The organism is Pantoea sp. FN0307 (genome assembly GCF_050113815.1).
In the GTDB taxonomy this organism is placed as follows: domain Bacteria; phylum Pseudomonadota; class Gammaproteobacteria; order Enterobacterales; family Enterobacteriaceae; genus Mixta; species Mixta alhagi.
In genome coordinates this window covers 406,747-431,666 of record NZ_JBNJSO010000001.1, presented here as the reverse complement: position 1 = coordinate 431,666, position 24,920 = coordinate 406,747, and the positions used below count along the sequence as shown (strand labels likewise).

22 protein-coding genes are annotated in these 24,920 nt (G+C 54.1%); 3 read left to right on the top strand and 19 right to left on the bottom strand.

What is annotated here, in order from left to right:
* Positions 1-2 precede the first annotated feature (2 nt).
* From nuoN to ACQE3Z_RS01980, 15 genes are all read right to left on the bottom strand, one after another.
* A complete protein-coding gene (gene nuoN / locus ACQE3Z_RS02050) occupies positions 3-1,460 on the bottom strand; it encodes an NADH-quinone oxidoreductase subunit NuoN (RefSeq protein WP_426971893.1) in 1,458 nt (485 codons plus the stop codon).
* A gap of 6 nt (positions 1,461-1,466) precedes the next feature.
* Entirely contained in the window at positions 1,467-2,987 is a 1,521-nt protein-coding gene (gene nuoM, locus ACQE3Z_RS02045) for an NADH-quinone oxidoreductase subunit M (RefSeq protein ID WP_426971892.1), read from the bottom strand.
* Between the two features lie 126 nt (positions 2,988-3,113).
* Positions 3,114-4,949 (bottom strand): NADH-quinone oxidoreductase subunit L, encoded by a 1,836-nt coding sequence (nuoL, locus tag ACQE3Z_RS02040; RefSeq protein WP_426971890.1) that lies wholly within the window; start codon positions 4,947-4,949, stop codon positions 3,114-3,116.
* On the bottom strand, positions 4,946-5,248 hold the full coding sequence (nuoK, locus tag ACQE3Z_RS02035; RefSeq protein WP_085071027.1) for an NADH-quinone oxidoreductase subunit NuoK: 303 nt from the start codon (positions 5,246-5,248) through the stop codon (positions 4,946-4,948). Before nuoK ends, nuoL begins: the two co-directional genes overlap by 4 nt.
* Complete coding sequence (gene nuoJ, locus ACQE3Z_RS02030; RefSeq protein ID WP_426971888.1) at positions 5,245-5,802, bottom strand: NADH-quinone oxidoreductase subunit J; 558 nt, start codon at positions 5,800-5,802, stop codon at positions 5,245-5,247. Before nuoJ ends, nuoK begins: the two co-directional genes overlap by 4 nt.
* A 10-nt stretch (positions 5,803-5,812) precedes the next feature.
* On the bottom strand, positions 5,813-6,355 hold the full coding sequence (gene nuoI / locus ACQE3Z_RS02025) for an NADH-quinone oxidoreductase subunit NuoI (RefSeq protein ID WP_426971887.1): 543 nt from the start codon (positions 6,353-6,355) through the stop codon (positions 5,813-5,815).
* Positions 6,356-6,368: 13 nt separating this feature from the next.
* Positions 6,369-7,346 (bottom strand): NADH-quinone oxidoreductase subunit NuoH, encoded by a 978-nt coding sequence (nuoH, locus tag ACQE3Z_RS02020; protein WP_426971885.1) that lies wholly within the window; start codon positions 7,344-7,346, stop codon positions 6,369-6,371.
* Positions 7,343-10,066, bottom strand: coding sequence for an NADH-quinone oxidoreductase subunit NuoG (gene nuoG, locus ACQE3Z_RS02015; RefSeq protein WP_426971883.1), 2,724 nt, complete (start codon positions 10,064-10,066; stop codon positions 7,343-7,345). The genes nuoH and nuoG overlap by 4 nt, the downstream gene beginning before the upstream one ends.
* A 210-nt stretch (positions 10,067-10,276) precedes the next feature.
* Positions 10,277-11,617, bottom strand: coding sequence for an NADH-quinone oxidoreductase subunit NuoF (gene nuoF, locus ACQE3Z_RS02010; protein ID WP_208615357.1), 1,341 nt, complete (start codon positions 11,615-11,617; stop codon positions 10,277-10,279).
* Positions 11,618-11,619: 2 nt separating this feature from the next.
* Positions 11,620-12,135, bottom strand: a complete 516-nt coding sequence (gene nuoE / locus ACQE3Z_RS02005) for an NADH-quinone oxidoreductase subunit NuoE (RefSeq protein WP_085071021.1) — start codon at positions 12,133-12,135, stop codon at positions 11,620-11,622.
* 2 nt (positions 12,136-12,137) lie between these two features.
* Positions 12,138-13,937, bottom strand: coding sequence for an NADH-quinone oxidoreductase subunit C/D (gene nuoC / locus ACQE3Z_RS02000; RefSeq protein ID WP_426971881.1), 1,800 nt, complete (start codon positions 13,935-13,937; stop codon positions 12,138-12,140).
* A 118-nt stretch (positions 13,938-14,055) separates the two neighbouring features.
* A complete protein-coding gene (locus ACQE3Z_RS01995) occupies positions 14,056-14,730 on the bottom strand; it encodes a NuoB/complex I 20 kDa subunit family protein (protein WP_085071019.1) in 675 nt (224 codons plus the stop codon).
* A 15-nt stretch (positions 14,731-14,745) separates the two neighbouring features.
* Positions 14,746-15,183, bottom strand: coding sequence for an NADH-quinone oxidoreductase subunit A (locus tag ACQE3Z_RS01990; protein WP_085071018.1), 438 nt, complete (start codon positions 15,181-15,183; stop codon positions 14,746-14,748).
* 661 nt (positions 15,184-15,844) lie between these two features.
* A complete protein-coding gene (lrhA, locus tag ACQE3Z_RS01985; protein WP_085071017.1) occupies positions 15,845-16,771 on the bottom strand; it encodes a transcriptional regulator LrhA in 927 nt (308 codons plus the stop codon).
* 793 nt (positions 16,772-17,564) lie between these two features.
* Entirely contained in the window at positions 17,565-17,777 is a 213-nt protein-coding gene (locus tag ACQE3Z_RS01980; protein WP_426971879.1) for a hypothetical protein, read from the bottom strand.
* Between ACQE3Z_RS01980 and ACQE3Z_RS01975 the strand changes: the two genes are divergently transcribed.
* On the top strand, positions 17,765-18,982 hold the full coding sequence (locus ACQE3Z_RS01975) for a pyridoxal phosphate-dependent aminotransferase (RefSeq protein WP_426971878.1): 1,218 nt from the start codon (positions 17,765-17,767) through the stop codon (positions 18,980-18,982). The two genes, ACQE3Z_RS01980 and ACQE3Z_RS01975, sit on opposite strands and share 13 nt — an antisense overlap.
* Positions 18,983-19,089: 107 nt before the next feature.
* Positions 19,090-19,689 (top strand): 5'-deoxynucleotidase, encoded by a 600-nt coding sequence (gene yfbR / locus ACQE3Z_RS01970; protein ID WP_426971877.1) that lies wholly within the window; start codon positions 19,090-19,092, stop codon positions 19,687-19,689.
* A gap of 1 nt (position 19,690) precedes the next feature.
* On the opposite strand, the gene ACQE3Z_RS01965 is transcribed toward yfbR, so the two are convergent.
* From ACQE3Z_RS01965 to yfbV, 4 genes are all read right to left on the bottom strand, one after another.
* Complete coding sequence (locus ACQE3Z_RS01965; RefSeq protein ID WP_426971876.1) at positions 19,691-21,526, bottom strand: SLC13 family permease; 1,836 nt, start codon at positions 21,524-21,526, stop codon at positions 19,691-19,693.
* Positions 21,527-21,603: 77 nt separating this feature from the next.
* Positions 21,604-22,263: a sugar phosphatase gene (locus ACQE3Z_RS01960; RefSeq protein ID WP_426971875.1), complete on the bottom strand. Its 660-nt coding sequence runs from the start codon at positions 22,261-22,263 to the stop codon at positions 21,604-21,606.
* A gap of 13 nt (positions 22,264-22,276) precedes the next feature.
* A complete protein-coding gene (locus ACQE3Z_RS01955) occupies positions 22,277-22,771 on the bottom strand; it encodes a YfbU family protein (protein ID WP_085071013.1) in 495 nt (164 codons plus the stop codon).
* 137 nt (positions 22,772-22,908) lie between these two features.
* Positions 22,909-23,358: a terminus macrodomain insulation protein YfbV gene (gene yfbV, locus ACQE3Z_RS01950; RefSeq protein WP_426971873.1), complete on the bottom strand. Its 450-nt coding sequence runs from the start codon at positions 23,356-23,358 to the stop codon at positions 22,909-22,911.
* A gap of 334 nt (positions 23,359-23,692) precedes the next feature.
* Here yfbV and ackA point away from each other — a divergent pair, with 334 nt between their 5' ends.
* A complete protein-coding gene (gene ackA / locus ACQE3Z_RS01945) occupies positions 23,693-24,895 on the top strand; it encodes an acetate kinase (protein ID WP_085071011.1) in 1,203 nt (400 codons plus the stop codon).
* Positions 24,896-24,920 lie beyond the last annotated feature (25 nt).

Sequence of the window (24,920 nt, the reverse complement as noted above, 5' to 3'; positions counted from 1 at the left end):
ACTTACATCAGCGGCTGCGCCATCTGTACCAGGCTGATAAGCGGCTGTGGGTAAACGCCCAGCAGCAGAACCAGAATGGCGGAAATCAGCACCACGATGCCGCCCGCGGTAAACGCCCAGTTAGCTGGCGTATCGCGCGTATGCAGCTCAGGCGGGCTAAGATAGAGGCTAACGGTAACGCGCAGATAGTAATAAAGGCCAATGGCGCTGCCTAATACCACCGCACCGGTCAGCCACCACAGCGAGGCGCTAACGCCCAGCGCAATCACATAGAACTTACCAATAAAGCCCAACGTCATTGGAATACCGGCCAGCGACAGCATCATTACTGTCATCACTGCTGACAGTACCGGACGATGCCAGAACAGGCCGCGATAGGAGTAAAGCGAGTCGGCATCCGGACCACGATACGGGCTGGACATCAGGCTCACTACGCCAAAGGCACCGATGCTGCTGAACAGGTAGCCAGCCAGATAAACACCGGCGGTTTCCAGTGACATCTGATGAGACTGCACCGCAATCAGCGCAACCAGTAAATAACCCAGATGCGAGATAGAGGAGTAACCCAACAGACGCTTGATATTACTCTGACTGATCGCCAGCAGGTTACCAAACAGGATGGAAACCACAGCGATAATCGCCAGCACGTTGCGCACCGCTTCGCTATCGGTAGCCGGAGCATACATAAACAGACGCATCAGCGCGCCAAAAATGGCGATCTTGCTGGCGGTCGCCAGGAAAGTGGAGACCGGAGCAGGCGCGCCCTGATACACGTCTGGCGTCCAGAGATGGAACGGCACCAGCGACAGTTTAAAGCCCAGACCGACAATCATCATGCCAAGACCCAGCAGCAGCAGCGGCTGATGCAGCACGGTGTCACTCAGGTTTTTACCCAGTTCCACAAAGCTCAGGCTACCGGCATCGGCATACACCAGCGCAATACCAAACAGCAGGAAGGATGAGGCCGCTGCCGACAGGATGGTATATTTCAGCGCCGCTTCCAGCGAACGTTTCTGACGGAAAGCGTAGCCAATCAGGCCAAACAGCGGCAACGACAGCAGTTCCACGCCGATAAACAGCGAAGCCATATGGTTAGCGCTTGCCAGCACCACGCCGCCCAGCGCGGCAATCAGCACCAGCAGATAGAACTCGTCGCAGTTATCGCTGAAGCCCTGCAGCCACGGATAGGCGAAGGTACAGGTGGCCAGACTCGCCAGCATCACCATCCCGGTATAGAACATCGAGAAACCATCAACGCGCAGCAGCGGCGTGACGTCCATCGGTCCTGCCTGGCCCACAAACCAAAGTGACAACAGCGCCAGGTTAAGGCCAATCACGGTCAGCGTCGCATTGGCAAAATGGTTGCGTCGCCACGCAATGGACAGCATCACAACCACCACCGTCAATCCGACGATCAACAGCGGCAACAGCGCGATCAGTTGTTGAGGAGTTATTGTCATGGCGAATTACGGCCTTGTAGTTGAAATTGAAGCGGTAAACCACTGCTGAATGTTGCTCATTGCAGCGTGTGAGGTGTCCAGGATCGGCTGTGGATAGACTCCAAGCAGCACCAGCAGAACCACCAGCACCATAATCATGATGAACTCACGTGCGGACATGCCGCGCAGCGGCGTTTCCGACTTTGGCGCACCATAATAGGCGCGTTGCATCATGATCAGCGAGTAAACAGAAGCAAACACCAGACCAAAAGTCGCGATAACGATAATCGTCGGCACCACCTGGAAACTGCCGGTCAGAATCATAAATTCGCCAGCAAAGTTACCGGTGCCCGGCATGCCAAGGTTGGCCACTGCAAAGAACAGCGACAGACCCGGTATCCACTTCAGGCGTGACCACAGGCCGCCCATCTCACGCATATCACGCGTATGCAGGCGCTCATAAAGCTGGCCGCACAGGATAAACAGCGCCGCAGCTGACAGGCCATGCGCAATCATCTGCACCACCGCGCCCTGGAAAGCGAGCTGGTTGCCGGTATAGATGGCGATCAGCACGAAGCCCATATGGGAAATCGAGGTGTAGGCGATCAGACGTTTGATATCGGTTTGCGAGAACGCCATCCATGCGCCATAGAAAATACCGATAATCCCCAGCCACATTGCAATAGGCGCAAACTCCGCCGACGCGTTCGGGAACAGCGGCAGGCTAAAGCGCAGCAGACCGTAAGCGGCGGTTTTGAGCAGGATCCCGGCCAGGTCCACGGAACCGGCAGTTGGCGCCTGGCTGTGCGCATCCGGCAACCAGCCGTGTAGCGGCACCACCGGCATTTTTACCGCAAAGGCGATAAAGAAGCCGAGCATCAGCAGATATTCCACGCCACGTGACATCGGAGTGTGCAGCAACTCTTCATAGTTGAATGTCCAGACGCCGGTCGCGCGGTAATGCACAAACACCAGGCCAAGAATCGCAATCAACATTACCAGGCCAGAGGACTGGGTATAAATGAAGAATTTGGTGGCGGCAGTGATACGGGTTTTCCCGTCTGATGCCTTATGACCCCAGAGCGCGATGAGGAAGTACATCGGCACCAGCATCATTTCCCAGAAAAAGAAGAACAGGAACATATCGATGGCAAGGAATACGCCGATAACGCCACCGAGGATCCACATCAGATTGAGGTGGAAAAAGCCCTGATATTTCTCAATTTCATTCCAGGAACAGAGCACTGCCATCAGGCCCAGCAGGCCAGTCAGCACCACCATCAGCAGCGACAGGCCATCCAGTGCAAGGTGGAAAGCGATGCCGAAGCGCGGGATCCAGGGAACGGAGAACTCAGATTGCCACTGCGGCAAACCTGCCGCCTGGGTCAGTGAATAGCCTCCCTGCAACCAGAGCTGCAGTGAAAGCGCCAGCGTCAAGCCCATTGTAATCAGCGCGATCCAGCGCGGCGTCTTCGCGCCTAAGCGCTCAGCGAGCCAGCACAGAAAGCCGCCAACAAATGGGATAACAATTAGCCAAGGTAATAACATGGCGGTTACGGTCCCTTTTCTAGTCCTGCATGAGCCGCCGGCAAAGATAACCGGTCAGCCCAATCTCAGGTTTTTTCACAAGCTTATCGGGTGGAAGGCAGCAACGCCGCCTTCCGCTCACTAACCTTACATCACCAGCAGCAACGCCAGCACCACAACGGCACCGATGCTCATGGAAGCGACGTACCAGCGCAGATAACCATTTTCGCTTACCGCCAGCCCTTTATTCGCCAGGCGTGATACCAGAGCCGGCGTATTCAGCAGCATATTCAGCGGATCGCGTGACAGCAGCCAGGCGATGCCTAAATAAGGCTTAACGAAAATTTTGTCATACAGCCAGTCGAAGCCCCATGCGGCGAACCACCAGGTGCCGAAGAAACGCCCCGGAGCGCTGCGCGCCACGCTGGTAACCAGCGTACGCTTGCCGAGCCAGAGCCAGGCGGCAATCAGAATGCCGACGATGGCCACCACGCCCGAAGCAATTTCCAGCCCCATTTTACCCGCTTCGCCATGTTCGCTGGCAGGCAGTACGCCAGCCAGCGGCGGCGTAATCAGCGCGCCAATAAAGGTGGAAAGAACCAGCAGCACGATAAGAGGCAGATGATGCGTGATCCCTTTGCCTGCATGCGCATGAATTTTCTCTTCACCGTGAAACACGATAAAGATCATGCGGAAGGTGTAAATCGAGGTCAGGAAAGCACCAACTAAACCGGCAACCATCAGATTGACATGACCGTTCGCCAGTGCGCCGAACAGGATCTCATCCTTACTGTAGAAGCCAGCGGTAACCAGCGGCAGCGCAGCCAGTGCCGCACCACCCACCAGGAAGCAGACATAAACCAGCGGAATGCTTTTACGCAGGCCGCCCATTTTGAAAATGTTCTGCTCATGGTGGCAGGCCAGAATTACCGAACCAGAAGAAAGGAACAGCAGCGCTTTAAAGAAGGCGTGGGTCATCAGGTGGAAAATAGCGGCATCCCATGCCTGAACGCCCAGCGCCAGGAACATATAACCGATCTGGCTCATGGTGGAATAGGCCAGGACGCGTTTGATATCGGTCTGTACCAGCGCCGCAAAACCTGCCAGCACCAGCGTCACCGCACCAACGATACCCACCAGATGCAGTACTTCCGGCGTCATCAGGAACAGCCCATGCGTACGGGCGATCAGATAAACGCCCGCGGTCACCATGGTCGCCGCGTGGATCAACGCCGAAACCGGCGTCGGACCCGCCATCGCATCAGCAAGCCAGGTCTGCAACGGCAGCTGCGCCGATTTACCGACCGCGCCGCCCAACAGCATCAGCGTAGCCCACTGCAGCATATGGTTATCAGCAGCGAAGTGCGCTGGTGCCAGCTCGACCATTTCGCGGAAGTTCAGCGTGCCCAGCTCGTTATAGAGAATGAACAGCGCAAAGGCGAGGAATACATCACCCACGCGGGTAATGATAAACGCCTTCATCGCCGCCTTGCCGTTATCCGGATTGGTGTAATAGAAACCAATCAGCAGATAAGAACAGAGGCCCACGCCTTCCCAGCCGAGATACATCAGCAACAGGTTATCGGCCAGCACCAGAACCACCATGCTGGCGATAAACAGGTTGGTATAGGCGAAGAAGCGCGAATAGCCCTCTTCCCCACGCATATACCAGGAGGCGAACATGTGAATAAAAAAGCCGACGCCGGTTACCACCGACAGCATGGTCAGGGAGAGACCATCCAGCGTCAGGGTTACGCCGATATTAAAGTTACCGACATGCATCCAGGTCCACAACGCCTGGGTAAACAGCGTACGATCATGGTTAAAGAAATCGATGCCAACCCAGGCAGTGACCAGCGCGGTCAGTCCGATTGAACCCACGCCAACGGTAGCAGACAGGTTTTCTGACCAGCGGCCACGAGAAAACGCCAGCAGCAAAAAGCCGATCAGCGGAAGCAGTATGGTTAAGTAAAGAAGATTCATCCGCGCATCTCGCTCACTGTGTCAATGTTCAGGGTTTGACGACGGCGGTAGAGCTGCAGCAACAGCGCCAGACCAATGCTGGCCTCCGCTGCGGCAAGGCTGATCGCCAGGATATACATCACCTGACCATCTGCTTGCCCCCAGTAGCTTCCCGCCACCACTAACGCCAGAGCCGAGGCGTTAATCATGATTTCCAGACCGATTAACATAAACAGCAGATTACGACGCAGCACCAGCGACGTGAGTCCGAGGACAAACAATATGGCTGCCAGAATCAGTCCATGTTGTAGAGGGATCATGCGCGTTCCTCCTTTGTTTTCGCAACCGCTGCATCGCTGACGCGGTTGCTAAGCACTTCGCCCTGACGATCTTCACGTCCGATATGGAACGCAACCACCAGACCTGCCAGTAGCAGCATAGAGGCCAGCTCAACGGCCAGTACATAAGGCCCGAACAGGCTGATACCGACCGCTTTCGCATCGATTACGGTGCCGTCGATGCCCTGGTCATTGGCGCTCATAATGGCATACACCATTACCGCCAACAGCAGCAGCGACACCAGCCCTGGACCAATCCACAGCGAAGGCTGCAGCCACTGGCGCTCCTGCTCCTCAACCGACTTGCCAAGGTTAAGCATCATCACCACGAAGACGAACAGCACCATAATGGCCCCGGCGTAAACGATGATCTCCAGCGCGCCAGCAAAGTAGGCGCCAAGCGAAAAGAAGACGCCAGCAACCGCCAGCAGCGAAACAATCAGGTACAGCAACGCATGTACCGGGTTGGTGTGGGTAATCACGCGTAGCGTGGTTAACACCGCCACCAGACCACAAAGATAAAACGCAAATTCCATGCCGGGCTCCTTAAGGTAACAAGCCTTTGACGTCGATGGGTTTGGCTTCGTTTTCCGCTTCGCCCTTGTCTTTCCCTTCGATCGCCATGCCTGCCATACGGTAGAAGTTGTATTCCGGGTATTTGCCCGGCCCTGAAATCAGCAGGTCTTCTTTCTCGTACACCAGATCCTGACGCTTGAACTCGCCCAGCTCGAAATCGGGCGTGAGCTGAATCGCCGTGGTCGGGCAAGCCTCTTCGCACATGCCGCAGAAAATGCAGCGTGAAAAGTTGATGCGGAAAAATTCCGGATACCAGCGACCATCCACCGTCTCCGCTTTCTGCAGCGAAATACAGCTGACCGGACAGGCGACGGCGCACAGGTTGCACGCAACGCAACGCTCTGCCCCATCGGGATCGCGCGTCAGTACAATACGGCCACGATAGCGGGGCGGCAGATAAACCGGCTCCTCCGGATACATCTGCGTTTCACGCTTCGCGAAGGCATGCAGGCCCATCAACCAGATACTGCGTACCTGGGTGCCGAAACCGACAATAATGTCTTTTAATGTCATGGTTACAACCCCTTTACTGCGCGTTGTACAGAATCACTGCGGCGGTAGCCAGCAGGTTCAACAGCGTCAACGGCAGACATACTTTCCAGCCGAAGGACATTACCTGGTCATAGCGCGGACGCGGCAGCGCAGCACGAATCAGAATAAACATCATCATAAAGAACGCGGTTTTAATGGCGAACCAGATGAAGGGCGGCAGCCATGGTCCGTGCCAGCCGCCAAAAAACAGCGTAACAATCAGCGCGGAAACCGTGGTAATCGCCACATATTCGCCCACGAAGAACAGACCGAATTTCATACCGGAATATTCGATGTGGTAACCATCTGCCAGCTCCTGCTCCGCTTCCGGCTGGTCAAACGGATGACGGTGGCACACCGCTACGCCAGCAATACAGAAGGTCAGGAAGCCAAAGAACTGCGGAATAATGTTCCACAGATGCGCCTGGTTATTAACGATGTCGTTCATATTGAACGAACCGGCCTGCGCCACCACGCCCATCAGCGACAACCCGAGAAACACCTCGTAGCTCAGCGTCTGTGCAGAGGCACGCATTGCGCCCAGCAGGGAGTATTTGTTGTTACTCGCCCAACCGGCGAACAGCACCGCGTAAACCGCCAGACCCGCCATCATCAGGAAGAACAGCAGCCCGATGTTAAGGTCGGTCACCATCCATGTCGGACTGACCGGCACAATGGCGAATGCTAACAGCAGTGAAACGAAGGCGATGACCGGAGCCAGCGTAAAAATAAAGCGATCCGTGAACGGCGGGATCCAGTCCTCTTTAAAGAACATTTTGATCATATCCGCCACCAACTGCAGCGAGCCGCCCCAGCCGACACGGTTAGGCCCGTAGCGGTTCTGGAACAGGCCCAGCAGACGGCGCTCGGCGAAGCTCATAAAGGCACCGCAGGAGACCACCACCAGCAGGATGACAATCGCCTTGAGAATGCCCAGCAAGATATCGATAACGTCCGGCGTCAACCAGCTCATTGTGCCGCCTCCCGCAGAGTCTCAATAGTCGCGCCCGACAGGAACGGCGGTACGCTCGGCATGCCCAACGGTAAACCTACCTGCCCTGCCTGCAGTGCGTCAGAAAAGCGCACAGGCAGGCGCAGCGTTTCACCGGAGCAGTTGAACTCCACTGCTGTACCGACGTTAACGCCAAGCTGAGCGGCATCGGCCGGGTTAATCACCAGAGCGGCCTGCGGCATACGCTGCTGAATAACCGGCGCGCGCTGCGTCATCTCTTCGCTGCCGAACAGATTGTAGTAAGGCGCAACACGCCAGCCGCCGTTGCGGGCAAAGGCGGTTGGCACCTGGGTAAACCACTCCAGTTGTTCTGTCGTGGCTTCAAACAGACGCACGCCAGGATCGCCGTTACGCAGTTTGCCGCCCACTTCATCCTGGAACTTGTTCCACGCCTGCGGTGAGTTCCAGCCTGGCGCCCAGGCGAAAGGAATCTCAGAGCGCGGCGCGCTGGGCTGGTTGTTCCCTTCCATAGAGAAGGAGAACATGGTGTCCATATCCTGCGGCTGACGCGGCTCATGCACGCTGATATTAGCGCGCGCGGCGGTACGTCCGCTGGAACGATGTGGCGAACGCGACAGTTTCTGACCACGAATACGGAATGAGGCATCTGGCGCGGCATCTTTAATGCCTTTCAGCTGCGGCAGCGCCACAACCACGGCATCAATCACATGATCCAGCTGCGTCCAGTCGACGTGACGGCTTTCCAGCGCGCTGTGCAGCGAGTGCAGCCAGCGCCAGCTTTCCAGCATCACTACCGTTGAGTCGTAGTAAGAGGGATCGTAAACCTGGAAGAAGCGCTGAGCGCGGCCCTCCTGGTTTATCAGCGTGCCATCGCTCTCAGCAAAGCTGGCGCCTGACAGAATCAGACCTGCTTTTTCCATGGTTGCCGTGCGCTGATGATCGACCACGATAATGCTGTCGGCGTTGCGCAGTGCGGCATCCACTTTCGCTTTCGGCGCATGACGATAAAGATCGTTTTCCAGAATCACCACCGCGTCGGCGCTGCCGTTTTCCAGCTGCGCCAGCGCATCCTCCAGCGTATTGCCACCGATCATGCCAAGGCCCACGCTGTTCGCTGCGGAAGCCAGCAGCGTAATGCCGACATCGGCACCGCGCCCTTTCAGCGCTTTAGCGACGTTAGCCGCCGCCTCGATCATCGCCTCACTGCCAGAATGTGTACCAGAGATAATCAGCGGTTTCTTCGCCCCGGCCAGCGCCTGGACAATAACGTCAAGTTTACCGTTCAGGCTGCTGTCGAAATCGCTTACTGCCGGCGCACTTGCGTCCAGCGCGTGGGCGATAGCGAAACCGAGACGCGCCTGATCTTCCACCGGCGCGCGGTAGCTCCAGGCAGCGATATCATCCAGACGGGTTTCATCAACGTTGGTGACAAACAGCGGATGTTTCGCGTGCTGACCAATGTTCATGATCGCCGCGATTTGCCAGTCGGCTACTTTCTGCGCCGCCGCCATTTCGCGAGCTTTGCCTTTCACCGCCTGACGTACGGAGAGCGCTACGCGCGCGCCGGTTTGGGTCAGATCTTCGCCCAGCACCAGCACCGCATCGTAGCTTTCAATCTCACGTAGCGCGGGCGTATGGATACCGCCTTCACGCAGCACTTTCAACATCAGCTCCAGACGCGCCTGCTCGCCAGCGGGCATGCCGGTTGAGAAGTTAGCCGCGCCAACCAGTTCACGCAGCGCAAAGTTGCTTTCTACGCTGGCACGCGGTGAGCCAATACCGATCACTTTTTTCGCCTGACGCAGAATATCCGCCGCGCCCTGCATCGCCTGCTCAGCATTCAGCGCTACCCAGTCGTTGCCGCGACGCTGCATCGGCTGACGCGGGCGATCTTTGCGATTAACGTAGCCATAGCCAAAACGGCCACGGTCACAAAGGAAATAGTGATTCACGCTGCCGTTATAACGGTTTTCAATACGGCGCAGCTCACCATAGCGCTCGCCCGGGCTGGTGTTACAGCCGACGCTGCACTGCTGGCAGATGCTGGGCGCAAACTGCATATCCCATTTACGGTTATAGCGTTCGGAGTGGGTTTTATCAGTGAACACGCCGGTCGGGCAGATCTCTACCAGGTTACCAGAGAATTCGCTTTCCAGCGTGCCATCTTCCGGGCGACCAAAATAGACGTTGTCATGCGCGCCATATACGCCCAGATCTTTGCCGTCTGCATAATCTTTGTAGTAACGCACGCAGCGGTAACAGGCGATACAGCGGTTCATCTCATGAGAGATAAACGGCCCCAAATCCTGATTGCGATGGGTACGCTTGGTGAAACGATAGCGACGGAAGCTGTGGCCGGTCATCACCGTCATATCCTGCAGATGACAGTTGCCGCCCTCCTCACATACCGGACAATCGTGTGGGTGGTTGGTCATCAGCCATTCGACCACGCTTTCACGGAACTCTTTCGCTTCGCCATCGTCGATAGAAATAAAGGTACCGTCGGCAGCAGGCGTCATGCAGGACATGACGAGGCGACCGCGCGTATCTTCAGCGTTTTGGTATTGCTTTACCGCGCACTGGCGGCAGGCACCCACGCTTCCCAGCGCCGGATGCCAGCAAAAATAAGGAATATCCAGGCCAAGAGAGAGACACGCCTGTAGCAGGTTGTCCGCTCCATCTACCTCATATTCTTTACCGTCTACATGAATTGTAGCCATAGTGAACATGCTTCCGTAAGGCTCGGCATCACCGAGCGTTAAACACAATTCTTCTTACCCTTCACCTTTCAGGCCGCAGCGGTGTTGGCTGCCTTCACTCACCGCGCTCACTTACTTGCGTAAGCTCGCGGGATTCATTCAGTTGTCGCCTTGCCGCAATCCGAAATGCTTTGGGTAAGCGGTGCGCACCTTTTCCGTTGCTGCTCTGTTTTACCAGCGCGCTTTCAGCAGGTTTGGCTGAATGCCGTTAATGGCACGCGTATTACCAAACACCTGCGGCGCGATACCGGCTTCAAACTCTTCACGGAAGTATTTGATCGCGCTTTGTAATGGCTCTACGGCGCCGGGTGCATGCGCACAAAATGTTTTACCTGGGCCCAGCTGACGACAAAGTTGCAGCAGCGTTTCGATATCTCCCGGCTGCCCTTTGCCCTGCTCCAGGGCGCGCAGAATTTTCACGCTCCACGGCAGGCCGTCGCGACATGGCGTACACCAGCCGCACGACTCACGGGCAAAAAACTCTTCCAGGTTGCGCACCAGCGAAACCATATTGATTTCGTGATCCACTGCCATCGCCAGCGCGGTACCCAGACGGCTGCCTGCTTTGCCGATGCTGGCAAATTCCATTGGCAGATCCAGGTGCTGTTCGGTCAGGAAGTCTGTGCCTGCGCCGCCCGGCTGCCAGGCTTTAAACTTCAGCCCGTCACGCATGCCGCCCGCATAATCTTCCAGAATTTCACGCGCCGTGATGCCGAAAGGCAGCTCCCAGACGCCCGGGTTTTTTACCCGACCGGAGAAGCCCATCATTTTGGTACCGGCATCTTCACTCTTCGACAGCCCCTTGTACCACTCCACGCCGTTAGCCAGAATGGCCGGCACGTTAGAGAGGGTTTCCACGTTATTAACGCAGGTCGGCTTGCCCCAGGCACCGGCAGAGGCCGGGAATGGCGGCTTGGAACGCGGGTTGGCGCGACGTCCTTCCAGTGAGTTAATCAACGCCGTCTCTTCGCCGCAGATATAGCGGCCAGCGCCGGTATGAACGATCAGTTCGAAATCAAAGCCGGTGCCAAGAATATTTTTACCCAGGAAGCCCGCTTCGGTAGCCTCGGCGATGGCGCGACGCAGATGTACCGCCGCCTCAATATATTCACCGCGCAGGAAGATATATCCACGGTACGCTTTCAGCGCAAAAGCGCTGATCAGCATCCCCTCCACCAGCTGGTGCGGCATTTGCTCCATCAGCAGGCGGTCTTTATAGGTACCCGGCTCCATCTCATCGGCGTTACAGAGCAGGTAACGGATATTCATCGACTCATCTTTCGGCATCAGGCTCCATTTCAGACCGGTGGAGAAGCCTGCGCCGCCGCGCCCTTTCAGGCCGGAGTCTTTAACTATCGCGACGATTTCGTCAGGTGCCAGGCCTTTCAGCGCTTTTTCCGCACCGGCATAGCCATTTTTGCTACGGTATTCGTCAAACCACACCGGCTGCTTGTCGTCACGCATACGCCAGGTCAGCGGATGGGTTTCCGCAGTACGAATGATCTCTTTTATTGTCATTGATACTGCTCCAGTAACGATGGAATGTTTTCCGGCGTCAGGTGAACGTGCGTATCTTCATCCACCATCATGGTCGGGCCTTTATCACAGTTACCCAGGCAACAGGTTGGCAGCAGCGTAAAGCGGCCATCCGTGGTGGTCTGGCCCGGTTTGATGTTCAGCGACTGTTCCAGCGCCGCCTGAATGCCCTGATAACCGGTGATATGACAAACCACGCTGTCGCAATAGCGGATCACGTGGCGGCCAACCGGCTGACGGAAAATCTGGCTGTAAAAGGTAGCAACCCCTTCAACATCGCTGGCGGGAATACCTAACACTTCAGCAATGGCATTAATGGCACCATCCGGCACCCAGCCGCGTTGTTTCTGCACGATTTTCAGCGCTTCAATTGAGGCTGCGCGTGCATCTTCATAATGGTGTTTTTCATGCTCAATCGCGTCGCGTTCTGCTGCACTCAGCTCAAAGACCTCGGTCGGGTCGATCGTTTCGATAGCAATTTTTTGATCGTGCATAATTAGCGGTCCACGTCTGACATAACAAAATCGATACTACCCAGGTAAACGACCAGATCGGATACCAGGCTGCCGCGGATCACTGATGGGATCTGCTGCAGGTGCGGGAAGCTTGGCGTACGAATACGCGTGCGATAGCTTACGGTACTGCCGTCGCTGGTCAGGTAGTAGCTGTTGATCCCCTTGGTCGCTTCGATCATCTGGAACGATTCGTTCGCAGGCATTACCGGTCCCCAGGAGACCTGCAGGAAGTGGGTAATCAGGGTTTCAATATGCTGCAGCGTACGCTCTTTCGGCGGCGGCGTGGTCAGCGGATGATCGGCTTTAAACGGCCCGGCCGGCATGTTGTTCAGGCACTGCTCCAGAATACGCAGGCTCTGACGCATCTCTTCCATCTTCAGCATCACACGGGTATAAGCATCGCTGACGCCATCACCTACCGGAATTTCGAAATCGAAATTCTCATAGCCGGAATAGGGACGCCATTTACGCACGTCAAAGTCGATGCCGGTAGCGCGCAGACCAGCACCGGTGGTGCCCCAGGCCAGCGCTTCATCTTTACCATAAGCGGCAACGCCTTTAGCACGACCTACCAGCACGCTGTTTTTCAGCGCCACGGTTTCATATTCCTTCAGGCGCTTCGGCATCCAGTCGAGGAATTCACGCAGCAGACGTTCCCAGCCTTTCGGAAGATCGTGTGCGACGCCGCCGATACGGAACCAGGCGGGATGCATACGGAAGCCAGTAATAGCCTCCACAACGTCATAAATTTTCTGGCGGTCGGTAAAAGCAAAGAACACCGGTGACATGGCACCGACGTCCTGAATAAACGTAGAGATATAAAGCAGATGGCTGTTGATGCGGAACAACTCAGAGAGCATCACGCGAATGACATTAACGCGATCCGGCACCACGATGCCCGCCAGCTTTTCAACCGCCAGCACGTAAGGCATTTCGTTAACGCAGCCGCCCAGATATTCCACGCGGTCGGTGTAAGGGATGTAGCTGTGCCAGGACTGGCGCTCACCCATTTTTTCTGCGCCGCGATGGTGGTAACCGATATCAGGCACACAGTCGACGATCTCTTCACCATCCAGCTGCATGACGATGCGGAATGCACCGTGCGCCGATGGGTGGTTCGGACCGAGGTTGAGGAACATAAAGTCCTCGTTTTCGGTGCCACGCTTCATGCCCCAATCTTCCGGCTTGAAACGCAGCGCTTCCATCTCCAGATCCTCTTTCTGTTTAGTCAGCTCAAAAGGATTGAATTCTGTCGCGCGCGCCGGATAGTCTTTGCGCAGCGGGTGCCCTTCCCAGGTTGACGGCATCATGATGCGCGTCAGATGAGGATGCCCGTCAAAGGTGACGCCAAACATTTCCCAGGTTTCACGCTCATACCAGTTGGCGTTAGGAAAAATTTTAGTGATGGTTGGCAGATGCATGTCATTTTCAGACAAGGCCACCTTGAGCATAATGTCGCTGTTGCGCTCAATAGAAAGCAGATGGTAGAAAACGGAAAAATCCGCAGCGGGCAGCCCGTTACGGTGGGTACGCAGGCGCTCATCCATGCCATGCAGGTCATACAGCATCACATAGGGCTTTGGCAGCTTGCGCAGGAATTCCGTAATCTCCAGCAGCTGTTCACGCTTCACCCAAACCACAGGAATGCCGGTTCGCGTCGCCTGAACGGTAAAGGCATCCGGCCCAAAACGGTTACGCAACTCGCCGATCACCGGATCATCCAGGTGATCCCGGGTTTGCCATGCAGGCTGAGCGAAATCTTGCGTGGTCAAATCTGTCATACGTTACTCACCATTGGCCTGAAAACAGGCACGAAGTCGTTGGTGTCAGGATGAGGTGCGCGCGTTGGTTGGTCGTATTATTGCGCTGCGTGTCAGGCCCCATCCATAAATTGTTGATTTAAATTTCGTCCGGGGTACGCAGGTTCGTTACCGCAATGCGATCGCCGCGCTTCCTTTCACGCTCGGACTGCATATTGGCGCGATAAACGCCCTGATCGCCAACGACCCAGGAGAGCGGACGACGTTCTTTACCAATGGATTCCTGCAACAGCAGCAGCGCCTGCATATAGGCTTCCGGGCGCGGCGGGCAGCCAGGGATATACACATCCACCGGCAGGAACTTATCAACGCCCTGCACCACTGAATAGATGTCATACATGCCGCCTGAGTTAGCGCAAGCCCCCATGGAAATCACCCATTTCGGCTCCAGCATCTGATCGTACAAACGCTGAATAACCGGGGCCATTTTGGTAAATGGCGTACCGGCTACCACCATGAAGTCAGCCTGACGCGGAGAGGCTCGAATAACTTCGGAACCAAAGCGGGCGACGTCATGCACCGAGGTAAAAGAGGTGGTCATTTCGACATAACAACAGGAGAGGCCGAAGTTAAACGGCCACAGAGAGTTCTTACGACCCCAGTTCACCATGTCATGCAGTGCGTTTTCCAACTTGCCCATATAAACGCTGCGGTGGACATGCTGCTCCAGAGGGTCGGAAACGATCTCCTGTTTCTGCAGGGGATAACGGTCGTTCTCACCGTTGGGGTCTATGCGGGTGAGCGTATAGTCCATCTTAATGCCTCGCTGTTACTGCTTTTGAGGGTTGGTGTTAGTGACCTTACCAGTGTCAACGTCTACGCGACGACGCGCAGGCGCCCAATCCAGCGCACCAATACGCACCAGATAAACCAGACCAGCCAACAGCACCAAAATGAAAATTGTGGCTTCAACAAAGCCGACCCACCCGCTTTCGCGGATAGAAGTCGCCCATGCATATAAAAACAGGGCTTCTACGTCGAAGATAACGAAGAACATAGCCACCAGGTAGAACTTGGCAGAAAGGCGCAAATGCGTGCTGCCAACCGGATCGATACCTGATTCAAAGGGAGTGTTTTTATTACGTGCGCGGGCGCGACCGCCTAACAGCCAGCCACCAGCCAGCATAAAGAGACATAGCCCAAAAGCGACAACGATAAAAACAGCGAATGCCCAGTGATGAGCGATAACTTCTGTGGTTGTTGACATACTCTCTGCTTACTCATCAAAAGTGGCGTTTAGCGTCCTGCGATGCCGATAGCGAAGAACACACCACATTAATTCAAGGGAAGGATGAAAAACCTTATAAATTATGCTGTCATTAACCTATAAGCAGCAATTTAATGGGGTTTTTTACCCCTTTCTATAACCTTTTGTCAACTTTGGCAAAAGTATCCACACGTTAATTTACAGCTGCAGCATTTTATTAACATATGATGCGTAATAATTAAGCTAAATCGTGTCAGTTTGAGAATGTAAATTAAGTGTAGTGGGTATTTGCACGGTTGGATCGTGCATTTAACAAACATATTTTGACAGGAAAACGGCAGATTTCCTGCCCCTTTGCGGGGTTATTTTTTTGATCCAGGACACACTTTTGCCCTTTTTGATAAAATAACAGACAATTCAGGTGGGTAATTTTTAGGCAAATGCGCAACAAAGGCTGATTACAACAAGAAACATTACGTTTTAAAATCGCGTTTCATTATGGCAGGAAGTATCACAAAGAAAGTTGCCAGGAAAGGGCAAAAATAGCAGCAAAAAGAACAACAAAAAGGCCTCTTAGATCGTTACCGAGCTAAGAGGCCTTTTTTTAACAGTTTAGAATCAGAAATCACATTCTAAATGAGAAAACGTCTCATTTTTATACTTATTCTTCATCATCCAGCAACATTGCATCACCCTGCCCTGTTAAGGACAGATTGTATGGGTCGTTGCTGGATTCCATGGCGTTGAAAATAGCCAACGCCAGTTCGTTTTCACTGTCCGGATTGCGGCACAGCAGGTATTGCGTATCCGGCAGCACTGGCAGGCCTTCAGCCGCGCCCATTACGCGCAGTTCAGGGCTCATCATTTCTACCGGACGTGCGGTCACGCCCAGGCCCGCTTTCACGGCGGCGCGAACCGCAGCCAGCGTAGAGGCCACGTAAGAGATGCGCCACGGAATGCCAGCTTCATTCAGATGGTCGATCGCCATATCGCGATACGGACTTGGCTCGTCCAGCAGCACCAATGGGATCGCTTCGCCGCGCTGGAAAATATAATCCGCAGCGCAGTACCACAGTGTTGGCGAAGTGCGCAGCACCTGATGAGTAAAGGAACCCGGACTGGAGGTGGTCACTACCAGGTCAACTTCGCCCTGGTTGAGCATTTCCATCATAAACGGATTGCGCTTCACGCGTACATCAATCGCCAGTTTCGGGTAGACAGAGGTCACGCGGTTCAGCAAGAACGGCAGAATGGTATCTGACGTATCGTCCGACGCGCCGATAGTCAGTACGCCCTGGACGTTGCTGTACATCAGCGAGGTACAGGCTTCATCGTTGAAACGTAAAATTTTACGGGCATAGCCGAGCAGCTGAATGCCATGCTCGGTCAGCAGCTTATTACGGCCATGACGGGCAAAAAGTTCTTTGCCTACCAGCTGCTCCAGACGCTGCATCTGCTGGCTAACAGCTGATTGCGTTCTGCATACGGCAGCGGCGGCGGCGGCGAAGGTGTTGAGATCTGCTACTGCAACGAAAGTTCTCAGCAGATCGAGATCGAGATTAAGTATCGGACGATTTGCATTAGTCATATTTTTCTTCACTTATAAGTTTTTAAGAACAACTACCCTGGTGTTACTCCCGCCGATCAAATGTCAAACGGAGATTTAAGATGGCAACAATGACGTCTCCGATAAGCCGGAAGCGACAGCTCAACACTGCAAAAAGAAAAGCTGCTTTTCATAATACCGCTGGAGGAATGCATACAGACCAGCCAGTGCCGCCGGTATTTAATGACCAAATACTCAGCGCCGGAGCGCTGCAACAGTAGACGCAAAATGCGCCCTGCTTAGTGATGGAAACCGCGCCAACTTCAGGCAAGTTAACTACGGGGCCGCTGGTTCATAATTTCTACATACTGCGTTTGCAAAACTGCGCAACGCAAAAAAACCAATAAATCGCCGGACTTAACCTTTACTGCCGCCGTTTTAATTCTGGCTACAGTCAGGCGTGTTTGTTTTATCACAAAGCCCGTTGATGGATATCCTGCCACAACGACGTCTAATTTTTAAGCCCCAATCGCATTTTTCTTATCAATAAAGCGCGGTTTTAGCATTATTGAGCTTTTTTTTAACGATTGTTTTTAACGGCTCGCTGGCTGAAAAGCATCCTGAAGCGCAATGGGGTGCTTGATGGCAAAACAGCAGAAAAGTATCCAACCCGTTTAATCATTATACCCCTTTCAGGTTATCGGCACTTTAAGTAGTAAAATTTAACTGTTTCACTCCGCATCAATCTACTTTTTTTATCTTAATTTGTTTCTTTTTCTGATCCAGCTCGCATACCGTGAAGAGATTTTTACAGTCAGAAGAGCACCCTGGTGCTTTATGCTGGATTTAAGCAAAATTTTGGTTTTTTAATCCAGCTAATCAAGGTTGCCTGACGTTGCATACCAGCCAGCTCCTTATTGCCTTTCAGTTGCGCCAAAAGCCAGCCTTGCCCTTCAAATCGCAGGAGCAGAAGAGTAAATTGAGCGGGTTTATTTCCACGGCAGGAACGCAGTTCTGTCAGTAAAGGCGCATGTAATGAATTCAACAATCGAAAAATCGTCAAAGCTGGATAATGTTTGTTATGACATCCGCGGTCCGGTGTTAAAAGAGGCCAAACGCCTTGAAGAAGAAGGCAACAAGGTTCTGAAATTAAATATTGGCAATCCCGCTCCGTTTGGCTTTGAAGCCCCGGATGAGATTCTGGTCGATGTTATTCGTAACCTGCCTGGCGCTCAGGGATATTGTGATTCAAAAGGGCTCTATTCGGCGCGCAAAGCTATTATGCAACATTACCAGGCGCGCAATATGCGCGACGTTACCGTAGAAGATATTTATATCGGTAACGGCGTATCTGAATTGATTGTTCAGTCAATGCAGGCGTTGTTAAACAGCGGCGATGAGATGCTGGTGCCTGCGCCGGACTATCCGCTGTGGACCGCTGCGGTTTCCCTTTCCAGCGGTAAAGCGGTTCATTATCTGTGCGATGAATCCGCCGGTTGGTTTCCGGATCTGGCCGATATTCGCAGCAAAATTACGCCGCGTACCCGCGGTATTGTGATTATCAACCCGAATAACCCTACCGGCGCCGTCTACAGCAAAGAGCTGCTGCTGGAGATTGTGGAAATTGCCCGCGAACATAATCTGATTATTTTTGCCGATGAAATTTACGACAAAATCCTTTATGACGCCGCGCAGCATCACTCTATCGCCGCACTGGCGCCCGACTTGCTTACCGTAACCTTTAACGGTCTGTCAAAAACCTATCGCGTTGCGGGATTCCGTCAGGGTTGGATGGTGCTTAACGGCCCGAAAAAACATGCCAAAGGCTATATTGAAGGGCTGGAGATGCTGGCGTCTATGCGCCTTTGCGCCAACGTCCCGGCGCAACACGCTATTCAGACAGCGCTGGGCGGCTACCAGAGCATCAGCGAATTTATCATGCCGGGCGGACGTCTCTACGAGCAGCGCCAGCGCGCCTGGGAACTGATTAATGACATCCCTGGCGTAACCTGCGTCAAGCCGCAGGGCGCGCTCTATATGTTCCCGCGTATCGATGCGAAAAAATTCAACCTGCACGACGACCAAAAAATGGTGCTGGATTTTCTGCTACAGGAAAAAGTGCTACTGGTACAGGGATCGGCTTTCAACTGGCCGTGGCCGGATCATGTCCGCATCGTGACTCTGCCGCGCGTTGACGATCTGGAGATGGCCATCGGCAAATTTGGCCGTTTCCTGGAGGGCTATCGCCAGTAACCGCCCTCAGCTCTGCCTGCTGTAGCGCAGAGAATGAAAAGGCGATACTGTTGCTGTGGAGACCGGAAATGCCGGTTTCCGCAGTGTACAGAGGAGAAACCTTTTCAATGAAGCAGAGCCATTTCTTTGCCCATCTTTCCCGCCTTAAACTGATCAATCGCTGGCCGTTGATGCGCAACGTGCGAACGGAAAATGTCTCTGAGCATAGCCTACAGGTCGCGATGGTTGCGCATGCGCTGGCGCTGATAAAAAACAGCATGTTCAACGGTAATCTTAACGCGGAACGCATTGCGCTGATTGCGCTCTATCATGATGCCAGCGAGGTGCTGACCGGCGATTTGCCGACGCCGGTTAAGTATTACAATGCGCAGATTGCCCATGAATATAAAAAAATTGAAGAGATCGCCCGCCAGAAGCTGATTGAAATGCTTCCTGCCGAGCTGCAGAATGCGTGGCGTCCGCTGCTGGATGAACAGCAGCAGAGCGAAGAGGAAACGGCCATAATCAAGCAGGCCGATGCGCTATGCGCCTATCTGAAATGCCTTGAAGAGCTTTCAGCCGGAAATAATGAGTTCCGCCGGGCCTTGTCGCGCCTGGAAAAAACGCTTGAGCGGCGTCGCAGCGAAGAAATGGACTATTTTATCGCCGTGTTTGTGCCCAGTTTTAACCTTTCGCTGGATGAAATATCGCAGGATACGCCGCTGTAAATCAGAACGGAAACAGCAAGGGAACCAGCAGGACGCTAACCACCATCACTACCAGGGTAAAGGGAACGCCAATTTTAACGAAATCAGCGAAGCGATAACCGCCCGGCCCTAAAACCAGCGTATTAACCGGGGAAGAGACCGGCGTCATAAAGGCGGCGGAGGCAGCGATAGCGATAATCATCGTGAAAGGATAAGGCGATACGCCCATCTGCTGCGCCGCCGCTACGCCAATCGGCGCCATCAGCACGGCGGTGGCCGTATTGGAGATAAACAGTCCAATGCTGGCACAGAGTATAAACAGGCAGAGCAGCATAATATGCGGGCTTCTGCCGCCAGCAATATCCATCAATCCCTGCACAATCAGCGCCACGCCACCGGTTTTTTGCAACGCCAGCGCAAAAGGCATCATGCCGGCAATCAGAATGAGTCCCGGCCAGTGAATGGCTTTATAGGCGCTCTCCATATCGATGCAGCGAAATTTCCCCATCAGTAAACAGGCGATAATTGCCGCAATCGGGCCGGGAATCACATCGGTAATCATCATCGCCACCATCAGCGCCAGGGAGAATAACGCATGCGGTGCCTGACTGTGCGCCGGGACCGCCTCATCAATCTCTGCAGGCAGCGCCAGCAGCAACAGATCCCGTTTCTGCTGCTGTAGCTGCTGAATACGCCGCCAGTCACCGATAACCAGCAAAATATCCCCCACCTCCAGCACAGTATCCGCCAGCGTGCTTTCCACCAGGCTGTTGCGACGCCGAATACCGATCACGCTTAGCCCATAGCGCTGACGGAAACCCAGCTCGCGTACGCTTTTGCCTGCCAGTTCTGAATCGGGAACCAGGGCGGCCTCAGCCATACCGACATCACGCGCACGATCGGAAAAATAGTCGCCGCGTAAAATTAACGGTTCCAGCAACTGTTCACTGCAAAACTGCCGTAGATCGATCTCGGCTGCCGACATATCAATCAGCAAGACGTCTCCGCTGCGAAAGGTTGTTTCGCCCGTTACCGTAACCATCACGCGTCGAAACTTGCGCCAGCGCTCCAGGCCAACCACATTTGCGCCATATTTTTCTCGCAGTCTGAGATCGTCAAGGCGATAGCCCACCAGCGGCGAACCGGTGCGGATTGCCAGACGACGGGCGCGACCGCTAAGCCGATATTCCCGAATCAGATCGCGGAAATTGCGGCGGCGCGGTGCGGCAGATGAGGATGATTCCGCAGATGAATCGGCCAGCCAGTAGCGAGCTATCAGCATATAGCCGATGCCCAGCGCCAGCACCGTTATCCCCACAGGCGTAACGGCAAAAAAGCTAAAGCCCTCTAGCCCTTCACGTTGAAGTTCACTATTCACCACCAGATTGGGCGGTGTAGCCACCAACGTCATCATGCCGCTAATCAACCCCGCCACGCTAAGCGGCATCATAAGCCGCGCGGGCGATGAGCCAATCTTCGCCGCTACGCTCAGCACCACGGGAATAAAGATAGCCACCACGCCGGTAGAACTCATAAACGCGCCTAACGCCGCCACGGTCAGCATCAGCCAGAAAATCATTTTACTTTCGCTGTTGCCGGCAATTTTCATTAGCCATTCACCGGTCTGCAGCGCTACGCCGGTGCGCACCAGCCCTTCACCAATGACAAACAGCGCGGCAATTAAAATCACGTTGGGATCGCTAAAGCCGATGGTCGCTTCCTGCAGCGTCAACGTACCGCTAAGCACAAAAGCGATAATCACCAGCAGCGCAACGACATCCATACGCAGCCTGCCGGACGCAAACAGCCAGACGGTTATTGCCAGCAGGCTAATCACCCAAAGAAGTTGACTATTCACAGCCCTTTCCGTGTCACCAATCCTGAATGCGCGCAGCATGCCATAAAATAAACCCCGCGGTAGCGGGGTTAAATCAATCAAGCCTGGGTTAGCACCGTGATTGTTCCGTCATCCTCTTTGGTGATGCGCAGCGCCGTGAGCGTGGTCAACTGCAGAGCGGTTTCCGCCAGGCGCGGCGTACCGGCAGGCGCGTTCACGGCAATCACCGCACAGCCGGCGGCAAGGCCGGAAAGAATACCGGCGGGAGCATCCTCCACCACCACGCAGTCAGCAGGCGCCAGGCCTAGCAGCTCTGCGCCTAACAGGTAAGCATCTGGTTCAGGCTTGCCGTTTTTAACCCGCTCGGCGGTGACAAAATGGGTTGGCAACGGCAGTCCTGCCGCCTGCCGCCGCGCGGAGGCGACCGGTACCGACCCAGAAGTCACGATCGCCCAGGGAATGGCCAGCGCGTTTAAATGCTCCAGCAGTTCACGGGCGCCCGGCAGCGCCGTTACGCCTTCCGTATCTTCAGCTTCGGTTTTTTCCAGTAGCTGAAATTCCTGCTGGATTTCCTCTTCGCTGCAGCCGCGCATAAAGTGACGCAGTGAAGTGATAGCCTGTTTGCCGTGGATAAAATCGAGGATCTCATCCGCGTCGATGCCGTGACGCTTGCCCCAGTTACTCCAGGCGCGTTCCACCGCCGGCAAAGAATCGACCAGCGTGCCGTCTAAATCAAACAAAAAACCTTTACACTTCACTCGCGTTTCCTTCTCAGGCGTTGATGATTTGCGCAATCTCTGTGGCGCAGAGATGATACTGGCGCGGGCAGGTTTGCCAGACGGCCAGCATGCGTTGATATTTGTCCCACATGGGCGTCTGGGCATTAAAGCCGTGCGTACCGGCATCGAAATGGGTATAGCGTCCTTCTACGTTAACCATAAAACGCACATATCCCAGATAGCGCGCTTCGGTTGCCGCATCGAACCCCAAAAACTGTAACCGACGCTCGTCAATAGCAGCGCGCTCCTTCAGGTTTTCCCAGGATACCCGCAGTGCATGATGCATTTCCATAATATTGATGATGGTGCGGCAAACCGCTTCGCCCAGTTCGCCAAATTCGCGATCTAACTCACGCATCTGCAGGCTGTAACCGCGTTCAATGATAGTTTGCAGGCGGCGATAGCGCTCGCCGTTATCAGGATCGAGCAGGGTCATCAGTTTGTATTGGTTAGAAAGAATTAAGCGCTGCGCATGCGTCATGTCCATCGTCATCTCCTGTATCAGGCACAGTAAAAGGATGTTCAAGAATCGCACGACACATAAAAAGGCGGTATCACAAGCCAGCCTTTCTTTGATTTAAGCCGGGTTGCCATTGAAAAATTCTCTGGCAACCCGAAACTTATTCAGAGATCGTCAAGGAAAGTGTTATCCAACTGACGGAAAGCGCGTTTAAGCAGATCTGCCAGCGCCTGATAGGTGGGTTTTCCTTCCACAGGCGCGATCGACTGCCCGGCCTGCTGCAATTTCTCACGCACCTCATGAAACCAGTTCAGCAGCGTGGGCGGCAGCGGTGTTACAGAACGGCGTCCTAACCACCACAGCCCCTGCATCGGCAGGCTACAGGCAAACAGTGCGGTCGCGACCGCCGGTCCCAGCTGTCCACCCAGGGCAATTTGCCAGCTGAGCGTGAAAATCGCCAGCGGTGGCATAAAGCGGATCGCAAAGCGCGTGGCGCTGCTGATACGGTTCTCCGGAAAAACCGGCGCGAGGCGTTTATCGTTCGGCCATGTTTTCATGTAGTGCTGTCCAAGCTGGAATGTTTTAAACCAACCGACGCTGGATTCATTTGCCATGGCTCACCTCAACTTCTTTTGCAAGATTTAAAAAATTTAAACAACGAAACAACTTTGTGTGACAACCTTCAAAAAATTTTGTTTTTACCAGAGACTGCCGTTATTCTGAGCGCGTTATCAGCGCCGCCAAAGGCAATAATCTTTATTATTTTGAGGTGAAGCCATCGAAGGCGACACAAATTTCAAAATTTTACGTAAAATTACCGTCTTTTTTTGCTGTCGGATAACTTTTTGCTGGCAGTATGATGATAATCATTAATGTACCAGCTTTCATACACTACGATGATAGGCTGATTGCTTTTTTTTTAGCCACTTTTGACAAATAGGTACTTCCATGTCGAGTAAGTTAGTACTGGTTCTGAACTGCGGTAGCTCATCTCTTAAGTTTGCCATCCTCAACCCGGCGGACGGTAAAGAGTATCTGTCAGGTCTGGCCGAATGCTTCCATTTGCCTGAAGCGCGCATTAAATGGAAACTGGACGGCGCTAAACAGGAAGCTGAGCTGGGTGCGGGCGCAGCCCACAGCGAAGCCCTGAACTTCATTGTTAAAAACATTCTGGCACAAAAACCAGAGCTATCGGCACAAATTGCTGCAATCGGTCATCGTATTGTTCATGGCGGGGAAAAACTGACCCAGTCAGTGCTGATTGACGATAAAGTGGTGCAAAGCATTAAAGACGCCTCCTCTTTTGCTCCGCTGCATAACCCGGCGCACCTGATCGGCATTGATGAAGCGCTGAAAAACTTCCCGCACCTTTCTGATAAAAACGTAGCGGTTTTTGATACTGCTTTCCATCAGACAATGCCGGAAGAGTCTTACCTCTATGCCCTGCCTTATAATCTTTATAAAGAACATGGCGTTCGTCGCTATGGCGCTCATGGCACCAGCCACTATTATGTGTCGATTGAAGCTGCCCGCATGCTGAATAAGCCGGTGGAAGAGCTGAATGTCATTACCTGTCACCTCGGCAACGGCGCTTCCGTCTCCGCGATCCGCAACGGCAAGTGCGTGGATACCTCTATGGGTCTGACCCCGCTGGAAGGCCTGGTAATGGGTACACGCAGCGGCGATATCGATCCGGCGATTATTTTCTTCCTGCACGATACGCTGGGCATGAATATTGATGCCATCAATAAGCTGCTGACCAAAGAGTCCGGCCTGCTGGGTCTGACCGGCGTAACCAGCGACTGCCGCTACGTAGAAGAAAATTACACCACCAAAGAAGATGCGAAACGCGCGATGAACGTTTTCTGTCATCGTCTGGCTAAATATATCGGTTCCTACAGCGCGATGATGGATGGCCGCCTGGATGCCGTGGTGTTTACCGGCGGTATCGGTGAGAATGCGGCCATGGTACGCGAGCTGTCGCTGGCAAAACTGGCGCTGCTGGGCTTCGAGGTGGATCACGAGCGCAACCTGGCGGCGCGCTTCGGGCAGGAAGGCTTTATTAACAAAGAAGGCACCCGTCCGGCATTGGTTATCCCCACCAATGAAGAGTTAGTTATCGCTCGCGACGCTGCGCGCCTTACCGCATAAGACTTTCTCCGTCAGCTCAGGCTGG

Bases quoted from the DNA above. Each gene is read 5' to 3' on its own strand.
- nuoN (WP_426971893.1), bottom strand. From the start codon at position 1,460: ATGACAATAACTCCTCAACAACTGATCGCGCTGTTGCCGCTGTTGATC.
- nuoM (WP_426971892.1), bottom strand. From the start codon at position 2,987: ATGTTATTACCTTGGCTAATTGTTATCCCATTTGTTGGCGGCTTTCTG.
- nuoL (WP_426971890.1), bottom strand. From the start codon at position 4,949: ATGAATCTTCTTTACTTAACCATACTGCTTCCGCTGATCGGCTTTTTG.
- nuoK (WP_085071027.1), bottom strand. From the start codon at position 5,248: ATGATCCCTCTACAACATGGACTGATTCTGGCAGCCATATTGTTTGTC.
- nuoJ (WP_426971888.1), bottom strand. From the start codon at position 5,802: ATGGAATTTGCGTTTTATCTTTGTGGTCTGGTGGCGGTGTTAACCACG.
- nuoI (WP_426971887.1), bottom strand. From the start codon at position 6,355: ATGACATTAAAAGACATTATTGTCGGTTTCGGCACCCAGGTACGCAGT.
- nuoH (WP_426971885.1), bottom strand. From the start codon at position 7,346: ATGAGCTGGTTGACGCCGGACGTTATCGATATCTTGCTGGGCATTCTC.
- nuoG (WP_426971883.1), bottom strand. From the start codon at position 10,066: ATGGCTACAATTCATGTAGACGGTAAAGAATATGAGGTAGATGGAGCG.
- nuoE (WP_085071021.1), bottom strand. From the start codon at position 12,135: ATGCACGATCAAAAAATTGCTATCGAAACGATCGACCCGACCGAGGTC.
- nuoC (WP_426971881.1), bottom strand. From the start codon at position 13,937: ATGACAGATTTGACCACGCAAGATTTCGCTCAGCCTGCATGGCAAACC.
- ACQE3Z_RS01995 (WP_085071019.1), bottom strand. From the start codon at position 14,730: ATGGACTATACGCTCACCCGCATAGACCCCAACGGTGAGAACGACCGT.
- ACQE3Z_RS01990 (WP_085071018.1), bottom strand. From the start codon at position 15,183: ATGTCAACAACCACAGAAGTTATCGCTCATCACTGGGCATTCGCTGTT.
- lrhA (WP_085071017.1), bottom strand. From the start codon at position 16,771: ATGACTAATGCAAATCGTCCGATACTTAATCTCGATCTCGATCTGCTG.
- ACQE3Z_RS01975 (WP_426971878.1), top strand. From the start codon at position 17,765: ATGAATTCAACAATCGAAAAATCGTCAAAGCTGGATAATGTTTGTTAT.
- yfbR (WP_426971877.1), top strand. From the start codon at position 19,090: ATGAAGCAGAGCCATTTCTTTGCCCATCTTTCCCGCCTTAAACTGATC.
- ACQE3Z_RS01955 (WP_085071013.1), bottom strand. From the start codon at position 22,771: ATGGACATGACGCATGCGCAGCGCTTAATTCTTTCTAACCAATACAAA.
- yfbV (WP_426971873.1), bottom strand. From the start codon at position 23,358: ATGGCAAATGAATCCAGCGTCGGTTGGTTTAAAACATTCCAGCTTGGA.
- ackA (WP_085071011.1), top strand. From the start codon at position 23,693: ATGTCGAGTAAGTTAGTACTGGTTCTGAACTGCGGTAGCTCATCTCTT.